18 protein-coding genes and 1 pseudogene are annotated in these 17,423 nt (G+C 65.9%); 4 read left to right on the forward strand and 15 right to left on the reverse strand.

Going from position 1 to position 17,423, the window contains the following annotated elements; all coding sequences use genetic code 11:
• Nucleotides 1–50: 50 nt before the first annotated feature.
• The 15 genes and pseudogenes from BGO20_RS12610 to dapA form a co-directional block, all read right to left on the reverse strand.
• The gene (locus tag BGO20_RS12610) at nucleotides 51–1,286 is read right to left on the reverse strand and encodes a metal-dependent hydrolase family protein (protein WP_291663632.1); all 1,236 of its coding nucleotides are present in this window, start codon (nucleotides 1,284–1,286) and stop codon (nucleotides 51–53) included.
• Nucleotides 1,287–1,321: 35 nt separating this feature from the next.
• Nucleotides 1,322–1,810: a GAF domain-containing protein gene (locus BGO20_RS12615; RefSeq protein WP_291663631.1), complete on the reverse strand. Its 489-nt coding sequence runs from the start codon at nucleotides 1,808–1,810 to the stop codon at nucleotides 1,322–1,324.
• Between the two features lie 15 nt (nucleotides 1,811–1,825).
• Nucleotides 1,826–2,737 (reverse strand): branched-chain amino acid ABC transporter permease, encoded by a 912-nt coding sequence (locus BGO20_RS12620; RefSeq protein WP_291663630.1) that lies wholly within the window; start codon nucleotides 2,735–2,737, stop codon nucleotides 1,826–1,828.
• Nucleotides 2,737–3,600: a branched-chain amino acid ABC transporter permease gene (locus BGO20_RS12625; RefSeq protein ID WP_291663629.1), complete on the reverse strand. Its 864-nt coding sequence runs from the start codon at nucleotides 3,598–3,600 to the stop codon at nucleotides 2,737–2,739. The genes BGO20_RS12620 and BGO20_RS12625 overlap by 1 nt, the downstream gene beginning before the upstream one ends.
• On the reverse strand, nucleotides 3,597–4,802 hold the full coding sequence (locus tag BGO20_RS12630; RefSeq protein ID WP_291663628.1) for an ABC transporter substrate-binding protein: 1,206 nt from the start codon (nucleotides 4,800–4,802) through the stop codon (nucleotides 3,597–3,599). The genes BGO20_RS12625 and BGO20_RS12630 overlap by 4 nt, the downstream gene beginning before the upstream one ends.
• A 39-nt stretch (nucleotides 4,803–4,841) precedes the next feature.
• Nucleotides 4,842–5,564, reverse strand: a complete 723-nt coding sequence (locus BGO20_RS12635) for an ABC transporter ATP-binding protein (protein WP_291663627.1) — start codon at nucleotides 5,562–5,564, stop codon at nucleotides 4,842–4,844.
• Nucleotides 5,561–6,325 carry an ABC transporter ATP-binding protein gene (locus BGO20_RS12640; protein ID WP_291663625.1) on the reverse strand — a complete coding sequence of 255 codons (765 nt, stop codon included), beginning with the start codon at nucleotides 6,323–6,325 and terminating at the stop codon, nucleotides 5,561–5,563. Before BGO20_RS12640 ends, BGO20_RS12635 begins: the two co-directional genes overlap by 4 nt.
• Nucleotides 6,322–6,978, reverse strand: a complete 657-nt coding sequence (locus BGO20_RS12645) for a TetR/AcrR family transcriptional regulator (RefSeq protein ID WP_291663623.1) — start codon at nucleotides 6,976–6,978, stop codon at nucleotides 6,322–6,324. The genes BGO20_RS12640 and BGO20_RS12645 overlap by 4 nt, the downstream gene beginning before the upstream one ends.
• 123 nt (nucleotides 6,979–7,101) lie before the next feature.
• Nucleotides 7,102–7,303, reverse strand: a pseudogene (locus tag BGO20_RS12650) (IS3 family transposase); the annotation flags it as partial.
• Between the two features lie 209 nt (nucleotides 7,304–7,512).
• Entirely contained in the window at nucleotides 7,513–8,676 is a 1,164-nt protein-coding gene (locus BGO20_RS12655) for an alpha-hydroxy acid oxidase (RefSeq protein WP_291663621.1), read from the reverse strand.
• Between the two features lie 33 nt (nucleotides 8,677–8,709).
• Complete coding sequence (locus BGO20_RS12660; protein ID WP_291663620.1) at nucleotides 8,710–9,471, reverse strand: amino acid ABC transporter ATP-binding protein; 762 nt, start codon at nucleotides 9,469–9,471, stop codon at nucleotides 8,710–8,712.
• A 10-nt stretch (nucleotides 9,472–9,481) separates the two neighbouring features.
• Nucleotides 9,482–10,147: an amino acid ABC transporter permease gene (locus BGO20_RS12665; RefSeq protein WP_291663618.1), complete on the reverse strand. Its 666-nt coding sequence runs from the start codon at nucleotides 10,145–10,147 to the stop codon at nucleotides 9,482–9,484.
• A gap of 95 nt (nucleotides 10,148–10,242) precedes the next feature.
• The gene (locus BGO20_RS12670; protein ID WP_291663616.1) at nucleotides 10,243–11,091 is read right to left on the reverse strand and encodes a transporter substrate-binding domain-containing protein; all 849 of its coding nucleotides are present in this window, start codon (nucleotides 11,089–11,091) and stop codon (nucleotides 10,243–10,245) included.
• A gap of 122 nt (nucleotides 11,092–11,213) precedes the next feature.
• Nucleotides 11,214–12,638, reverse strand: coding sequence for an FAD-binding oxidoreductase (locus BGO20_RS12675; protein WP_291663614.1), 1,425 nt, complete (start codon nucleotides 12,636–12,638; stop codon nucleotides 11,214–11,216).
• Between the two features lie 10 nt (nucleotides 12,639–12,648).
• Nucleotides 12,649–13,548, reverse strand: coding sequence for a 4-hydroxy-tetrahydrodipicolinate synthase (gene dapA / locus BGO20_RS12680; RefSeq protein WP_291663612.1), 900 nt, complete (start codon nucleotides 13,546–13,548; stop codon nucleotides 12,649–12,651).
• A 234-nt stretch (nucleotides 13,549–13,782) separates the two neighbouring features.
• Here dapA and BGO20_RS12685 point away from each other — a divergent pair, with 234 nt between their 5' ends.
• From BGO20_RS12685 to BGO20_RS12700, 4 genes are all read left to right on the forward strand, one after another.
• Nucleotides 13,783–14,418 carry a helix-turn-helix domain-containing protein gene (locus BGO20_RS12685; protein ID WP_291663611.1) on the forward strand — a complete coding sequence of 212 codons (636 nt, stop codon included), beginning with the start codon at nucleotides 13,783–13,785 and terminating at the stop codon, nucleotides 14,416–14,418.
• A 126-nt stretch (nucleotides 14,419–14,544) separates the two neighbouring features.
• Nucleotides 14,545–15,705: an ABC transporter ATP-binding protein gene (locus BGO20_RS12690; RefSeq protein WP_299857975.1), complete on the forward strand. Its 1,161-nt coding sequence runs from the start codon at nucleotides 14,545–14,547 to the stop codon at nucleotides 15,703–15,705.
• Entirely contained in the window at nucleotides 15,702–16,580 is an 879-nt protein-coding gene (locus tag BGO20_RS12695; RefSeq protein WP_291663607.1) for an ABC transporter permease, read from the forward strand. The genes BGO20_RS12690 and BGO20_RS12695 overlap by 4 nt, the downstream gene beginning before the upstream one ends.
• Nucleotides 16,577–17,401, forward strand: coding sequence for an ABC transporter permease (locus BGO20_RS12700; protein WP_291663605.1), 825 nt, complete (start codon nucleotides 16,577–16,579; stop codon nucleotides 17,399–17,401). The genes BGO20_RS12695 and BGO20_RS12700 overlap by 4 nt, the downstream gene beginning before the upstream one ends.
• Nucleotides 17,402–17,423 lie beyond the last annotated feature (22 nt).

The following is a 17,423-nucleotide window of genomic DNA, read 5'->3' on the forward strand; positions in this document are numbered from 1 at the left end:
TGAATGACGGCTCAAGGCTCCAGCTCTCGCGCCGATGGCGAGGCCGACGCTCAGTTCAGGCTGGCGCGCTTCATGAAGGCGCCGCCCTTCATGATGACCGGCATGTGCCGGCCCTGGCGGGTCAGCAGCGAGAGGTCCTTCAGCGGGTCGCCGTCGACGACGATCAGGTCGGCGTGGGCGCCGGCCGCGACCGTGCCGATCAGGCCTTCCATCTTCAGGAGCTTCGCCGCCACATGGGTCGCCGAGGCGATGACCTCGTGCGCCGGCAGGGCGCGGCCGCGGATCACGAACTCCTCGGACTGGTATTTGTGCATCTCGCCGAGCAGGTCGCTGCCATAGGCCATGGTCAGGCCGGCCTTCTTCATGATCGCCAGCGATTCCATGCCGGCCGAGCGCACGACATCGACCTTGGCGACCGAATCCGGCGGGAAGCCGAGCTTCGGCCCGTCCGAGACCAGCTTGTCATAGGTCACGAGCGTCGGCACCGCGACGGCGCCCTTCGAGGCGGCGAGCTTCGCCGTCTCGGCCTTGATCAGGTTGCAATGCTCCAGCGAATGCACGCCGGCCTCGACGCAGCGGCGGATCGCGTCGTCGGTATAGACATGGGCCGAGACATAGGTGCCGGCCATCCTGGCTTCCTCGACCACGGCCTCCAACTCGCTCACCGAGAAGCCGAGGAAATGGATCGGGTCGGTCGGCGAGGCGCAGCCGCCATTGGCCATGATCTTGATGAAGTCGGCTCCGCCCTTTAGCTCCTCGCGCGCGGCGCGGCGAACCTGGTCGACGCCGTCGCAGATGCGGCCGAGCGCGCCGAGGCGATGACGCTCGATCACGCTCGGGCGGTCGTCGTAGCGGCCGCGGAAATCGGCATGGCCGCCGGTCTGGCTCAGCGCCTTTCCGGAGATGACGAGGCGTGGCGTCGGGAAATCGCCTTCCTCGGTCGCCTGCTTCAGGCCGAAATCGGCGCCGCCGACATCGCGCACCGTGGTGAAGCCGCGCATCAGCATCGCCCGCATGATCCCGAAGGAGCGCGCGGTGACCAGCGAATCCGGCAGCCGGGAATTCGCGCCGAGATCGGCGACACCGGCCACGACATGGACATGGGCATCGATCAGGCCGGGCATCAAGGTCTTGCCCTTGAGGTCGACGACCTTGGCCTTGGCCGAAGTCACGGATTTGCCGACCTCGCGGATGGTGCCGCCCTCGACGAGGACACTGACGGGCGCGCCAGCCTCCGGCGCCGAGCCGTCGACGATGCGGGCATTGGTGAAGAGGGTGGAAGCCACGGGCATGTTCCTTCGGACAGAACGGAAGATCGGGATCAGGCGGCCTTGTTGGCGGCGCGCGCAGCGAGGAAGGCCGGCACCAGCAGCGGCGCCAGCCGCTCGACCGGCGCGACATGCTCTTCGCGGTAATGATGCTCGGGCGCGAGCAGGTTGATCGTGCCGACGACCTTGCCGTCATAGATGGCGGGGATGTTGATCACGGAGCCGAGCCCCATGCTCTCGATCAGTTCATGGTCGAAGAAGGCCCAGCGGATGCCGGCCTTGTCCTTGCCGAGATAGGGCTGGCGCCCGTCCAGCACATGCTTGCCCCAGGGCGTCGGGCCCATCGTCTTGCGGCCGGAGACCGGGTACTCGGCCGGCCGGTTGGAATAGATGCGCGCAACCTCCTGCCCGTCGACATAGAGCAGCGTGAACAGCTCGTGGCCGACGAGGTGGCGGGTGATGTCCTCGAAGGCCTTGAACACCGTGTCGGGCTGGCCGGGCTCTTTGAGCAGAGCGGAGAGGGTGGCGAGATCGTCGGACATGGGCAGGCCTTCGGTTTAGGCGGCGGTCGGGGGAACCGGCGCCTTCGGAATGCGCTCGGGCAGGATGCCCTGCGGCTTGAGATGCAGGACGAGGATGAGGGCGATGCCGATCAGCATCTCGCGCATGGCGGCGAGCTGGACCGGCTGGAGGCCCGGCACCCATTCGGTGACGAAGCGGGTCGCCTCCAGGAAGATCACGACGAGATAGGCGCCGAGCACGGCGCCGCTCGGGCGCCCGACGCCGCCGGCCGTGACGGCGAGGAAGATGTAGATCGTGATCAGCGGCTGGAAATGGTCCGGCGAGATATAGGACTGGAAATGCGCATAGAGCGCGCCGGCCAGCGCCGCGATGGCCGCCGAGAGCGCGAAGGCCTGGAGCTTGAAGCGCAGCACCGGCTTGCCGGCGAAACTCGCGAGCTGCTGGTCCTCGCGGATCGCCTTCAACGCCCGGCCATAGGGCGAGGCGTCCAGCCGGCGCAGCAGCGCCCAGACGATCACCAGCACCAGCGTGGCGAGGCCGAGATAGAAATAGGCGAAGTTCTGCGTGCCGAGCTCGGCCTTGAGCGGCGCCTTGATGCCGGAGATGCCGTCCGAGCCGTTGGTCAGCCAGCGCTCGTTCAGTGCGACGAGGCGGATGACCTCGGCGAAGCCGAGCGTGACGATGGCGAGATAGTCGTCGCGCAGGCGCAAGGTTGCGAAGGTGACGACGAGGCCGACCGCGGCGCCGACGAGGAGCGCAGCCCCCCAGCCGATCAGAACGGGCACACCGGCACCGGTCGCCAGAGCCGAGGCGTAAGCCCCGACCGCAAAGAAGCCGGCGAGGCCGAGATTGACGAGGCCGGCACTGCCCCAGATCAGGTTGAGGCTGAGCGCGAGCAGGCCGTAGATCGCGCAGAGCGTCAGGGTGAAGATCAGATAGGACAGCATCAGGCGGCCCTTTCCCCGAGGATGCCGCGCGGGCGGAAGGTCAGCATCAACAGGATCGCGACGAAGCCGATGCCGGTGCGATAGGTCGCAGGCACGACGAGCAGCGCCAGCTCCTCGGCGACGCCGAGCGTGAGCGCGCCGACGACCGCGCCGGGAATCGAGCCGAGCCCGCCGAGCACGGCGGCGGCGAAGACCGAGAGCAGCACGCGGTAGCCGGTCAGTGGATCGATCGAGGTGTCGAGCCCGATCAGCACGCCACCGACGCCGGTCAATCCGGCGCCGATGAAGATCGTGACGATCGCGATCTTTGCGGGGTCGATGCCCTTGAGCCGGGCGAGGTCGGGATTGTCGGCCACGGCGCGCATCGCCTTGCCGAAGCGGGTGTAGCGCAGGAAAACGAACATCGCCGCCATGATCGCGACGGCGAGCAGCAGGCTCTGGAGCTGCTGCGGGCCGATGCGCAGGTCGCCGAAGCGCATGTCGCGCGCGATCGGCAGGTCGTAGCCGCGCATCTCGTTGCCGAAGATGAAGCGGACGATGTTCTCCAGCACAAGATTGAGCGCGATCGAGGCGATGGCGACGATCAGCGCGCCATTGTTGCGCAGGCGCTTCAGCGAGGTCTCTTCCGCGACGACGCCGACGAGGCCCGTCACCGCGAAGGCGAGGACGAGCGCGGCCGGCACCGGCAGCCCCATCGCGACATTCGCCCACCAGGCCGCGAAGGCGCCGATGGTCGCATAGGACGCGATGGCGAAGTTCGGATAGCGCAGCACGGCGAAGATGGCGGAGAAGCCGATGGCCGGGACGGCGATCAGCGTCCCGGTCATCACCCCGTTGACGAGCGCCTGCAGCAGCTGGCTCACGCGATCTTCACCAGCGTCAGCTTGCCGCCCTGCACCTGCTCGTAGCGGAACTGGCAATCGGCGATGTCGCCGGTCTCGGTGAAGTCGCAGGGGCCGCTGGCGCCGTCGTAGTCGACCGGCTGCTTGGCCGCGATCGCCTTGAGGCCGTCGATGGCGTTGTCGATCTTGGCGCCACCCGGCGCCTGGCTGACCTTGCGGACCGCATCCTTGATGGCGGTGCCCGAGGAATCGCCGGCCAGCGCGATCGCCATCAGGATCAGGTTGATCTGGTCGTAGACCTGCGTGGTGTAGGGATCGGGCGAGGCGACGCCGATCATCTTGACCAGCCGCGCATAGGCCTTCGAGCCCTCGGCCGGCGAGGGCGCGATGGTGAAGGTCTTGTCGACGACCTCGGCCGGCACACTCTCGACCAGCTTCTGGTTGACCGCGTAGCCGAAGGCGACCTTCAGGCCGGAATAGCCGGCGCGATAGGCGTCCTTCAGCATCACGGCGGTGTCGGGCGTGTAGCCACCGAAGACGATCGCGTCGGGCTTGAAGCGCAGCACCTCGTCGATCTCGCTGCGATAGGCCGGCTTCTTGTCGTCGTAGATCAGCGTGCCGGTCTCGCCGCCGGCCTTCTTCACGGCCTCGGTGATGTTGTCGAACTGGCTCTTGGCGAAGGGCGTCTGCGGCGAGAGGAAGAAGACGCGCTTGGCCTTCTCGGCGATACAGAACTCACCGAACTTGCGGCCCTGCAGCGTCGTGTTCGGCTGGGTGCGGATCAGATAGCCCTGATGCGGCAGCTGCGTGATCGAGTCGGCGCCCGAGACGGTGGCGAGGAAGGTCTTTGATTCCCAGCAGAGCGGGGCGACGGCGGTGGTGACCGACGAGGCCCAGGTACCGACGATCGCCGATACCTTGTCGACATCGATCAGCTTGCGGGCGGCGCGCACGCCGGCTTCCGGGTTGGTCTGGTCGTCTTCCGAGATCAGCTCGACCTTGCGGCCGAGCACGCCGCCGGCGGCATTGACCTCGTCGATTACGGCCTTGACCGCCTTGACCATGACCGGGCCATAGGGGCCGCCGGCGCCGGTGAGCGGCGTGAGCGTGCCGATCCGGATCGGCGCGCCCTGGGCGAGCGCGCGGCCGGGCAGGGCGGAGAGGCCGGCGAGCGCGGCGGCGCCGGCCAGGAGCGTGCGGCGATCGGTCGTGAACTGCGTCATGATGTTCCCCTGTTGGCTTGTTGTCGTGTCGGCGTCGTCCTAGCCGCCGAGGAAGAGGCGGCGGATTTCGGGGTCGCTGGCGAGCGCGGGCCCGGCCCCTTCGCGGCTGTTGCGGCCTGAGACCAGCACATAGCCGCGCGTCGAGATCTGCAGCGCTTCGAGCGCGTGCTGCTCGACCATCAGGATCGGCAGCCCGCCTTTGTTGAGCGCGACGATCGCATCGAACAACTCGTCGGCCGCCTTGGGCGAGAGCCCGGCCGTCGGCTCGTCGAGCAGGAGCAGGGCAGGGGCGTTCATCAAGCCCATCGCCATGGCGAGGATCTGGCGCTGGCCACCGGAGAGGGTGCGTGCCAGCGCCTTGCGCTTCTCGGCCAGCATCGGATAGCGCGCATACATCGCCTCGCTGCGTTCCCGGACCTTGCCCGGCTCCTGGAAGCCGCTGATCTCGAGGTTTTCCGCGACCGTCATCGCGCCGAAGATATTGCGCTCCTGCGGCACGAAGCCGATGCCGGCCCTGGCCCGGCCGAGCGCGTTCTCGCGGGTGACGTCGCCGCCCTTGAGCCTGATCGTGCCGTCGCGCGCCTGGACGAGGCCGGCGATGGTCTTCAGCAATGTCGACTTGCCGGCGCCGTTCGGCCCGATGATCGAGACGATTTCGCCCGGCGCGACCGTGAGAGAGGTGCCCTTCAGGATCTGCTCGGCCGCGCCGTAGCCGGCCACGACGCCGTCGACGGCGAGCAGTTCGCCCTGTGCCGCGCTCAATGACGCCTCCCGAGATAGGCTTCCTGCACGCGGGTATCGGCAGCGACCTCGTCGAACGTCCCTTGCGTCAGCGTCTGGCCCTCGGCCATGACGATGACCGGCGTGCAGAGCTTCCGGATCAGCCCCATGTCGTGCTCGATCAGGCAGATCGTCAGCCCGTCGCGGTTGAGCGCGACGAGATGCTCGGCGATCTGCTCCGTCAGGCTCGGATTGACGCCGGCCATGGGCTCGTCGAGCAGCAGGATCCTGGGCTCGGCCATCAGGGCACGGCCGATTTCGACCAGCTTCTTCTGGCCGCCGGAGAGCGCGGTGACGGGGTTGTCCAGCACATGATCGAGCTTCAATCGGCGGGCGATTCCGAAGGCACGCTCCGACAACTCGGCCTCGCGCCGCTTCGCTCCACCGGTACCGATCAGCCCGGCCAGCAGGCCCTCGCCGGGCTGGTCCGCGCCGTAGAGCATGAGATGCTGGAAGACGCTGAGCTTGGGAAAGCCGCGCGCGAGCTGGAAGGAGCGCACCAGCCCCGCCGCGACGAGCTTTTCCGGCGGCATCCCCGCCGTCTCGGTCGCGCCGAGCCTGACCGATCCGGCTTGCGGCCGATAGAGCCCCGAGACTGCGTTGAACAAGGTCGACTTGCCGGCGCCGTTCGGCCCGATCAATCCGGTGAAGGAGCCTTGCGGTACCGCGAAATCGACGCCGCGCAGCACCTGCACGCCATAGAAGCCGAGCTTCAGGCCCTGGATGGTCAACGCAGCCGTCATGCCGTCGCCGTCTTGCGCCGGCCGGCGAGAGCAGCCGCTGGTTTCATCGGGAAATGCTGCCTGACCTGCTGCTTCCAGAAATCCAGCAGATCGCCGTAATAGGTCGGGTCGTTGGGGCGCAGCACGGTCTGGCTGATCATGCCGCGGACCAGGCACATCGTCGCATTCATGACGACGCGGGTATGGTCCGGGTCGGTGCCGGCGCGGGCCGCGAGCGCGGTCCAGACCGCATCGAGACCGGCGTGGAATTCCTTGACCGTCGGGATCAGGTCGGCACGGAAGTCCGGGTTGTGACGCGCTTCCGGCAGATATTCCATCGTCACGTAGAACAGCCGGTCGTCCATCATCCGCCAGGCGTAGTCGACGATCTCGTCGCTGGAGCCGCCGCGCGCCATGAAGTCTTCGGCGAAGCGGTGCAGGTCGCGCGCAGCCTTGCCGAGCATGTCGGCGACGGAGGCGCTGAGGATCGCCTCGCGGCCGGCAAAATGATGGGTCAGCGCACCGCGGGAGACACCGGCAAGCCGGGCGATTTTCGGCGTCGTGGTTCGGGCCAGTCCCTGGTCGTGCAGCAGATCGATCGTCGCGTTCATCAGCCGCGCGGATGTCTCCGCGCTGCGCTCCTTCTGCGATCGCCGCTTGCCGGTGCTGCTCATGCCGACCCTTCTTCCCCTGACGATAGGGGAACGATGCTTGGCCACTTACAAACAGTCAAGTTTGTTTTGTGGTGACCTGTCGGGTCAGGATGTGATGGTCTGTCGGGTCTGGAGCGGTCGCGTCACCTCGGCTTTGTCGAGTCCGGTGATCGCCTCGGCGAGAGCGTCGTCATAGCTATCACCCACTGCCGACGGAGGGCTCGATGCCCGCATCTCCGAGGCATTCGGTATAGTGGATGCTGACATGTTGCGGATCGCGACCCGAATGATGCGCCAGCCTCCCGCGGTGCACAGGTCGGCGCTCGTGAAGAACCTGCTCAAGAGACCGAATATGCCGGGCGTCGAGCCGCGCCGGCACGGCCAGTTCATCGCCACTCCGCCGCGCCAGGCCCGGGAAGGTGGCGGCACCCGGTCCGGGAACGCCGGGGTTCGGCCGGCCGCCATCGGATCGAGCGTGGCGCGCAGACCTAGGACAGCATGGCATTGGTTGCCGGGGCTACGGAAAGTGACGTGAAAGCTCCGCCATCAGCCACTTCATCGCGACGACGCGATCTGCTGAATGTCAGCCAGTTTTTGCGCGCCCAACATTCCCATCGTCATCCGCAATTCCGCTGACAGCAGATCGAGCACCCGGGCGGCTCCGCCATCTCCTCCCATAGCAACACCGTAAAGCGTAGCGCGGCCAATCATGACGCCGCGAGCTCCCAGCGCCAGAAAACGGGCTATATCCGCGCCACGCCGTACTCCACTATCGGCGAAGATCTCCATTCGCTCCCCGACCGCTTCGGCAATGCGGGGCAGAACCTCTGTCGGGCCCGGCGCGCAATCGAGATTGCGGGCGCCATGGTTCGAGACCACGATGGCATCGACGCCATGGGCGCAGGCCGTCAGCGCGTCCTCGACGCGCAGCACCCCTTTCACGACGAGCTTGCCTCGCCAGCGTTCCCGCAGCAGGCGAACATCGTCCCAGGTGACGTCCTTTGCCAGGCCGACTTCGTCGGAGAGCGCTTCGCGTCCGAGCCGCGTGCGGAACTCCGCCGGGTAATGCGCATAAGTCGGAACGCCGGAGGTCGCCAGCGCGCGGAGCATGACTGCAACCGCCCAGCGAGGATGCAAAGCCACATCCAATGCCGCCCGCCACGATGCCGTCAGCGGAATTCCGAAGCCGTTGCGCAGGTTGTATTCGCGGTTCGGGACGACCGCGGTGTCCGCGGTCAGCACCAGCGTCTCCGCGCCGGCGGCCCAGGCGCGATCGAGCAGATTCAGCATGCGCCGGCGGTCGTTCCAGACATAGAGCTGAAACCAGAGATCAGCGCCGGATTCCGTCGCGATCCGCTCGATCGAGGTAATCGACTGCGTTGATACGCAAAATGGAATGCCCGCGCGCGCGGCCGCCCTCGCGAGCGCGATCTCGCCATCATGCCAGACCAGCCCAGCCACCGCCGTCGGCGCGATGATGATCGGCGAGGGTTGTCGCTTGCCGAGGAGTTCCGCTTCCGTCGATGTCCCGGTGACATCGACGAGCACTGCCGGGGAAAGTGCGATCGCGTCGAGCCTGCGCCGATTGGCGAGAATCGAGACCTCGTCCTCGCAGCCGCGGTCGACATATTCGAACAGGCCGCGTGGCAGGCGGCGCCGCGCGGCTTGGCGGGCGTCCTCGACATTCAGGATGCGGGCGAAAGCGGAAGGCTCAGTCATCGCTCCACAGGTCAAGGCACGGAATGATGCGGCTCAGCCGCGATTGTGGAAGTGGCTGAGGAAGGCTTTCGTCGCTTCCTGTCGGGGGTGGCCGATCACCTCGCGGGCCGGCCCCTCCTCGACGATGACACCATCGCGCATGAAGACGACGCGGTCGGCGACCTCGCGGGCAAAGCCGATCTCGTGAGTGACGATGATCATCGTCATGCCTTCGGCGGCGAGATCGCGCATGACGCCGAGCACTTCGCCCACGAGTTCGGGGTCGAGCGCCGAGGTCGCCTCGTCGAAGAGCATCACCTCGGGCTCCATCGCCAGCGCGCGCGCGATGGCGACGCGCTGCTTCTGGCCCCCGGAAAGCTTGTTCGGGAAGACGTCGACCTTGTCGCTCAGGCCGACCTTGGCGAGCAGCCTGCGGGCGAGCTGCTCGGCCTGCCGCTTCGACATGCCTTTCACGGAGACCGGCCCTTCCATGACGTTCTCGACGACCGTCATATGCGGGAACAGGTTGAAATGCTGGAAGACCATGCCGGTGTTGGAGCGGAAGCGGGCCTGCTCCTTCGTGCCGGGCATCTTCGATCCGGTACCGAACGAAAAGCTGTCGTTGCCGATGCGGACCTTGCCGCCATCGGGCATCACCAACAGGTTGAGGCAGCGCAGCAACGTCGATTTTCCGGAACCCGACGGGCCGATGAGCGCCACCACCTGGCCCGGCTCCACGGCAACGTTAATGTCGCGCAGCACGGTCAGCGTGCCGAAGCTCTTGCGCAGTCCGGAGACCTCGATCTTGTAGCTCATCGCCGCCTCCTCAGTTGCTCTGCGCCAAGCGGTTTTCCGCGCGCTTGACGATGGCCGTGAGCGGCAGCAGCACGATCACGTAGATCGCTGCGACGACCGTGTAGACCTCGAGCGCCCGATAGGTGTCCATCGCCGCAACCTGACCTTGATAGAGCAGGTCCGGCACGGCGAGGACCGAGACGAGCGACGTGTTCTTGAACTGGATGATCGATTGGTTCATCAGCGGCGGGATCATTCGCTTGATTGCCTGCGGCAGCACGATGCGGCGCATCACGCGCGCTGGCGTCATGCCCAGCGCCATGCCGGCTTCCGACTGGCCGGGATCGATCGAGACGATGCCGCCGCGGATGATCTCGGCATAAAACGAGCCGCCATAGAGCGTTAGTGTCACGATCGAAGCGGTCAACGCATCGAGCTTGATGCCGGTGACGATCGGCAGCGCATAGTAGAACCACAGCAGCAGCACGAGCAGCGGCGTCAGCCGGAACATCTCGATATAGGCCCAGGACAGCCACCGCAGCACGGGCGAGCGCGAGAGCTGGGCGATGCCGGCGACGAGCCCGACGACGAGGCCCAGCACGATGACGGCGATGGTGAGGCCGATGGTCACCGCCGTCCCGTTCAGGAGGATCCAGCGATAGCCCCAGACGATGTCGAAGTTCCAGGTGTAGGACATGCCGAACCCTGCCGCCTGACGATGCGGCGCTGCGGAGGAAGCGCGAAAGCCGATGAGGACCCCGCGCAGGGCGCGGGATCCAGGTCTTTTCGGTTTTAGAGCGTGATGCCGGGCGGAATGTCTTCTGACTTGACGCCGACCTGATCGAGGCTCTCGACCACGGCGCTCCGCACAAGGCCGAGGCCGCGGGCGTAGCCGATCCAGGTGTTGACGAAGAACAGCCAGGTCTTGTCGGCTTCGCGACGCACGGCAGCGTTCGAGGTCGAGCCGAAGAAGGGTTGCGGCACGATGACCTTGCCGAGGCTGGGATCGGCCTTCACGGCGCGCACACCGCCCATCCAGAAGATGCACTGCGCATCGACGCGGCCGGTCTTCAGCGCCAGCATCGCCTCGTTGATCGTCTTGAAACGCGTGATCTGCGCCTTGGGGCAGAGCAGCGTCGCAATCTGGTCGTGGGCGGAACCGAGATCGACCGAGATTTTGATCTCGGGCTTGTTCATGTCGGCCCAGTTCTTGGGCTCGAAGCCCGGCTTGGCGACGACGACAAGCGCGCTGTCATAGGCGGGGTTCGAGAAATCGACCGCCATGGCGCGCTTCGGCGTGGGGTTGAGCCCGAACATGATGTCGATCTTGTCGGATTGCAGATCGAGGACGGCGTTGCCCCAGGTCGTTTCGACGAGCTCGAGTTCGACGTCCATGTCCTTCGCCAGCGCTGCGCCGATCGTATAGAAATGGCCGCCCCATTTGCCGGTGGCGGCATCCTTGACGAACCAGGGAGCGCTGGACGTCACGGCGCCGAGGCGCATCTTCTTGTTGGCGATGATGCGGTCGAAGGTGTTCTGCCCGGCAGCCTGCGCCTTGGCTCCGCTCGAGGCGAGCGTCAGCGCGCCTGCGGCCACCGCGCCTGCGCCGATGAGGCCTGCCAGATCCCTGCGTGTCGTCATGGTCTTCTCCCGGCTGTGCGAGGCATGCCCCGTCTTGGTTGGTGAGGTTGGCACCCGCTTCCCCGGCGGATGTCCGTCACCGACCCCTCCTCACCGAAGACGTCGGCTGATTTCTTGGAGCGCTAGTCCCTCTTGGCGAGGAGAACGCCCGGGTTCATCAGGTTCAGCGGATCGAACAGCGCCTTGACCTTGGTCATCAGCTCGTAGCGAAGCGGATCGGCAAGGCGTTCCAGCTCTTCGGTGAGCTTGCGGCCAACGCCGTGCTCGGCGCTGAAGGTGCCGCCGAAGCGAGCCGCGACATCGTGGATCGCTCGCTCGACCTCGAGCGCAAAGCCTTCCGGATCGGGCAGTGCCGCCCAGAAGGCGTGGGTGAACATCAGGATGTAGTGGACGTTGCCGTCGCCGAGATGGCAGACGACCTCGCTATACGCCTCCGGAAACAGCTTCGCCGCGACCTCGTCGGCAGCCTCGATGAAAGGCGCGACATCGGAGGAGCGCACCGCGATGTCATGCGTGATGCTGGCGCCTTCCTTCTTGTTCGCTTCGGAGACCGAGTGGCGGATATGCCAGAAATCCGCAGCCTGCTGCTCCGAGGTGGCGATCACGGCGTCGACCAGCTCGCCCCGCTCCAGCGCGGCGCCCAGAACCTCTTCGAGGATGTCGTGCAGGGCCGTCGTCGCATCCTCGCTGCCGAGCTCGATCAGGATCGACCAAGCGGGAATCTCGGCGAAGGGAAAGCGCGCACGCTCGGCATGCTTGCGGACCAGCTCGAACTGCGAGGCCGAGACCAGCTCGAAAGCCTGGATATAGGAACCTGCTCGATTCTGCAGCGTGGCCAGCAGCGCGACCGCATCGGCCGGATCGGCGGCAGCGACCCAGGCATGGGCCGTATTCGGTGTCTGCGGGTGCAGCCGCAACGCCGCACCCGTGACGATGCCGAGCGAGCCTTCCGCGCCGATGAAGAGATGGCGCAGCATGTAGCCGGTATTGTCCTTGCGCAGCGCGGCGAGATCGCTGAGCACGCGACCATCGGCCAGAACCACTTCGAGGCCGGCGACGAGATCCCGCATGGGGCCGTAGCGGACGACGCCGGTGCCGCCGGCATTGGTCGAGATCAGCCCACCGATCTGGGCACTGCCCTCGCTACCGAGATGCAGCGGGAACTGACGGCCTGCCTCAGCCGCGGCATTATGGAGATCACCGAGCACAACGCCGGCATCCACCGTCGCGATGCCGGAGGCGCGGTCGAGGCCGCGGATGCGGTTCATGCGTCTCAACGAAAGCATGATGCCGGGCTTGCCGGGGCGGTTGCTCTCCGGCACCGCGCCGAAGCAAAGCCCGGTATTGCCGCCGACCGGAAAGATCGGCTGCCCTTGCGCTGCGCATAGCGCGACCACCGCGGAAACCTCGGTCGTCGAAAACGGCTGCACCATGGCGAGCGCAGAGCCTCGCCTGCGCTGGCGCCAATCGACCAGATACGGCTCCATTTCAGCCGGATCGGTGACAAGGCCCTTGTCGCCGACGATGGCGCGAAGCGCTTCGAGCACGGCCACCTCCTCAGGCGAGGCTGATGGCTTTGGCCTGCGCCGCAGCGACCCTGAGCTTGGCCATCGTCTGGTCGCTGGGACCGGTCAAGGGCAGGCGCACCCCGCCGACCGGCATGCCCGCCAGGGCCATGTATTCCTTCAACGGCCCGGGATTGGTCTCCACGTAGATGGAGTCGATGACCGGATCGACCTTGTCCTGCAGCTTCAGGGCCTCCTTGAGCTTGCCCTGGCGGGCCAGCTCGAAGATCTCGATCCAGATCTTCGGATAGATCGTGGCGGAAGCCAGCACGCCGCCGCGGGCGCCGAGCGCGACATGGGTCGCGAAGAGCGGCTCCTCGCCGGACAGGATCGCGATCTTGTCGCCGGCATATTTCACCGTGCGAATGAAGTCCGGCATGTCGTAGGAGGAATATTTCATGCCGATGATCGAGCCGTCCTCGGCCATGGCCTGGACGGTATCGGCGAAGGCCGCGACCGTGGTCCGGCGCGGGATCTGATAGAGCATGACCGGCAGGTCGAGCGCATCGCGATAGCGCCGGAAATAGGCGCGCATGCCATCCTGGGTTCCCGGGGCATAATACGGCGTGACCGTCATGACCGCCGCCGCACCGGCAGCGGCAAAGTCGCGTCCGGCCTCAAGGGCATCCTCGAAACCGGTCGAGAGCACGCCCGGGATGACCGGCTTGCCATCGGCCGCCTCGACGCAGGCCGCGACGATCCTGCGACGCTCGTCACGCGAAAAGGCGGGATACTCCCCGGTGCCGCCGATGGGCACGATGCCCGCCGCTCCGGCATCGAGCTGGAAGCGGACGAGCTGGTGCAGCGCCTTCACGTCAACGGCGCCGTCGCCGGTCAACGGCGTGACGATCGCCGTGTAGAGGCCGTTCAGCTGGTCGTGAGTAAGCGTCATGTGAGCCATCCCTGCCGCGTTCGGCCGCCGCGCCCGGCCCCTCGCCGAGCGTGCGCGGTTCATTGCCGGCACATCGTTGGGATTGAAACCTCTTTCACATCGGAGATGCTGTCAACAGCAAACTACATAAATGTCGTATCGGATAATTTGTCGAAATCGGTGACAATCGATCCCTTTTCATGTCCTCGCCGGATGCTTATGACAGGTACCTGATAGACGCGGCGGAGAAACGGCATGCCGGAACTTTCATGGGCGGAGCAGGCGGAGGTCAGCGAACCGCCGGAGGCGCAGCGCGCAGACGATCACGGCGTCGACGTCGGCGCCCGGCTTTTGAAGCTGCGCAAGGGGCGACGCCTTACGCTTCAGGATATGAGCGCGCTCACCGGCGTTTCCGCCTCCGCTTTCTCGAAAATCGAGAGAAACGAACTTTCTCCGACGATTTCGACGATGCAGCGGATCGCGCAGGGCCTAGACGTTGAGTTGGTAACGCTCCTCTCGAGCGAGGAGACCGGCAGTGCCGCCGGCTTTCCGGGGCGGCGAAGCATCAGCCGCGCAGGAAGTGGCAGCAAGCATGCGACGGGCACCTGCAACAATGTGCTGCTTTGCGCCGACCTCAAGAACAAGCGCGCGACCCCGATCCTGACGACGGTTACTGCGAGGTCTCCGGATGAATATGCAGCCTGGGCGAAATCCGAGGCCGAAATCTTCGTGATGGTGCTGGAAGGCACGTTGGTCGTTCACAGCCGCCTGTATGAACCGCTCGAACTCAACAAGGGCGACTCGGTCTATTACGATGCCACCACCGAGCACACCTGGACTTCCAAGGGTGAAACCAACGCCGTCGTCCTGTGGGTGCTGGTAGATCTTTAACCTGAACTTGAGGTCGCCGCCAACTTGCGCTTGGCGTTCGATGTCGTTTCCGAAAAAAATGTCTTTTCGGAATTTTTTTGTTGCCAGTGAAGAAACATGGGTTAGCCTCTCGCTCAGAGAGGGACCATGACGCAAACGACGCCAAAGGCGCAGTCATCCGTCGCATCTGAGGTCGCGGGCTTGCGTCTGCACGAAGTGCGCAAGTCGTTCGGCAGCGTCGCCGCGCTGCAGCCGACGTCCTTCGATGTTCCGGCCGGGACGCTCTGCTCGCTTCTCGGTCCCTCCGGCTGCGGCAAGACGACGACTTTGCGCATCGTAGCGGGCTTCGAGCTGCCCGATGCCGGGCAGGTCTTGATCCGCGGCGAGGACCGGACCTACGACCCGCCGCAGCGGCGCAAGCTCGGCATGGTGTTCCAGAACTACAGCCTGTTCCCGCATATGACGGTGGCGCAGAATGTCGCTTTCGGGCTGCGGATGGCGCGGGTCGCCCGGGCCGAGACTGAAGCGCGGACGCGGCGCATGCTCGACATCGTGCATCTGCCCCAGCATGCCGATCGCTATCCACATCAGCTGTCGGGGGGGCAGCAGCAACGCGTCGCTCTGGCGCGCTCGTTGGTTACCGAACCCTCGATGCTGTTGCTCGACGAGCCGCTCGGTGCGCTCGACAAGAACCTGCGCGAGCAGATGCAGTTCGAGATCCGCCAGCTCCAGCGGGAAATCGGCATCACCACGCTTCTGGTGACCCATGATCAGGAAGAGGCGCTCACCATGAGCGATATGATCGTGGTGATGGATCGCGGCAGGATCCTCCAGGCCGGCTCGCCGACCGAGGTCTACGAGAACCCCCGCACCCGCTTCGTCTCCGAATTCCTCGGCACCTCGAACATCATCGCCTGCACTGTGATTGGCGCTGAGGCCGGCGGCCTGCGACTGCGCCTGCCGGGCGACGCGACCGGACCCGGCTTCGTCGTCGCCGATGCGCGTCCCCGCTCCGCCGGCGGCAGCGCGCTCGTCGCCATCCGTCCGGAGCATTTGCGCATCGTGTCTGCCGCGCAGGCGCCGGCAGAGGCGCCCCGCGCGATGGTCTCAGGCCATGTCTTCCGCGGGGCTACGCATGTCTTCCAAATTGCCCGCCCCGGCCTCGACCACCCGCTGGTGGCCTACCGTCAGATTACCGGCCCGGTCGGAGACACCGCGATCCCGGTCGGGACCGAGGTCGCGCTGTCGTGGCTGCCGGGAGCGGCCCGCCTGCTTGAAGATGAGCCTATTTTGGAGGCGGCGGCGTGAGCGCCGTGGCGGCAATGCCCGGCCGTCGCAGCCGCCGCACCCTCGGCGCCGGCCTGTGGCCGGTTCTCCCGGCCGGGATCTTCCTGTTGCTGTTCTTCCTGCTGCCGCTGGCGGAGAACGGGCTTCAGAGCCTCTACCTTCCCGATGCCGCCGGAAAGCCGGTCTTCTCCCTCGATTATTACGTGCGGCTGTTCACGGACGGCTACTATCTCGGCGTGCTCTTCCGCACGATCTGGGTCAGCCTGCTCGCGACGATCATATGCATCCTGATCGGTTATCCGGTGGCCTATTTCATGGTCCGCCATGCCGGCCGCTGGAACGGGGTGATGATCTTCCTCCTGGTCGCGCCACTGCTGACCTCGATCATCATGCGCACATTCGGCTGGAACGTGATCCTCGCCCGCAATGGCGTGCTCAACAGTACCCTGATGTCGCTAGGCCTGATCGGGCGTCCCCTGCGGCTTCTCCAGGACCCCTCCGCCGTCATCATCGGTCTCGTCCATGTGCTCGTGCCGTTCATGGTGATCTCGATCGCGGCCGTGCTGAAGGGCATCGACAGGCGTTTGGAGGAGGCTGCCGAACTGCTCGGTGCCAGCCGGTGGCGCACCTTCCGGGAGATCACCTTGCCGCTGAGCCTCGACGGCATCGCGACCGGCGCCATCGTCGTCTTCATGCTGGCCAATGGCAGCTTCCTGACGATGCTCCTGCTCGGGGGAGGAAGCGTCGTTACCTTGCCGCTGCTGATCTACCAGCAGTTCCTGCTCGTCCAGAATCTCGGCTTCGCCGCCGCCATGGGCAATGTCCTGCTGGTTCTGGCCGTGATCTCGCTGTTCCTCCAGTTGCGACTGATCCGGCGGGATGGGGGGGCCTCATGAGCGCGACCGCGTCCTGGCGCAGGCTGGAGCGGCGCTTGCCGACCCTGTTGCTGCTCACATTCGTGCTGATCTTCTTCGCCTTCCTGCTGGCGCCGATCGTCTTCGTGGTCCTTGTCTCCTTCGGAGATTCCGAGATCATCGCCTTCCCGGTGACGAGCTATTCCCTGCGCTGGTACCATCGGCTGCTCGAGTACCGCCCTCTGCTCGACTCGCTCTGGTTCAGCTTGAAGCTGGCGGGTGCATCGGCCGTGCTGGCCGCACTCTTCGGGGTTCCGGCGGCGCTCGCGCTGGCGCGCAGTCGCTCTGGTCTCGCCGATCTGGTCTCGACCTTCCTGCTGGCGCCGCTGTCGATCCCGATGATCCTGCTGGGCATCGCGCTGCTCTACAAGCTCTCGGCGATCGGGCTCGGCATCTCCTTCGCCTCGCTGCTGATCGCGCATACGGTGGTCTCTATCCCCTATGTCGTGCGCACGGTGGTCGCAGTCTATCGCGGCATCGGCCGCAATTACGAGGAGGCGGCCGCGATCCTCGGCGCTTCCCGCTGGCAGATCTTCACCTTTGTGACGCTACCGCTGATCGGCTCCGGCATCTTCAGCGGCATGCTCTTCGCGGTGCTGATCTCGCTCGACAACCTGTCGCTCTCGCTCTTCTTCGGCAGCGCCCAGACCAACACCTTGCCGGTGGTGATGCTGAGCTACCTGCAGAACCAGTTCGACCCTGCCATCGCCGCCATCGGCACCGTCCAGATGGTCATCGCACTGGTCGTGCTGCTGCTGATCGAACGCACCGTCGGCCTGAAATTCATGAGCTCGCCGTCGTGACCAGGCGGTTCGCCGCACAACA

The organism is Allobosea sp. 67-29 (assembly GCF_001898115.1).
In the GTDB taxonomy this organism is placed as follows: Bacteria; Pseudomonadota; Alphaproteobacteria; order Rhizobiales; family Beijerinckiaceae; genus Allobosea.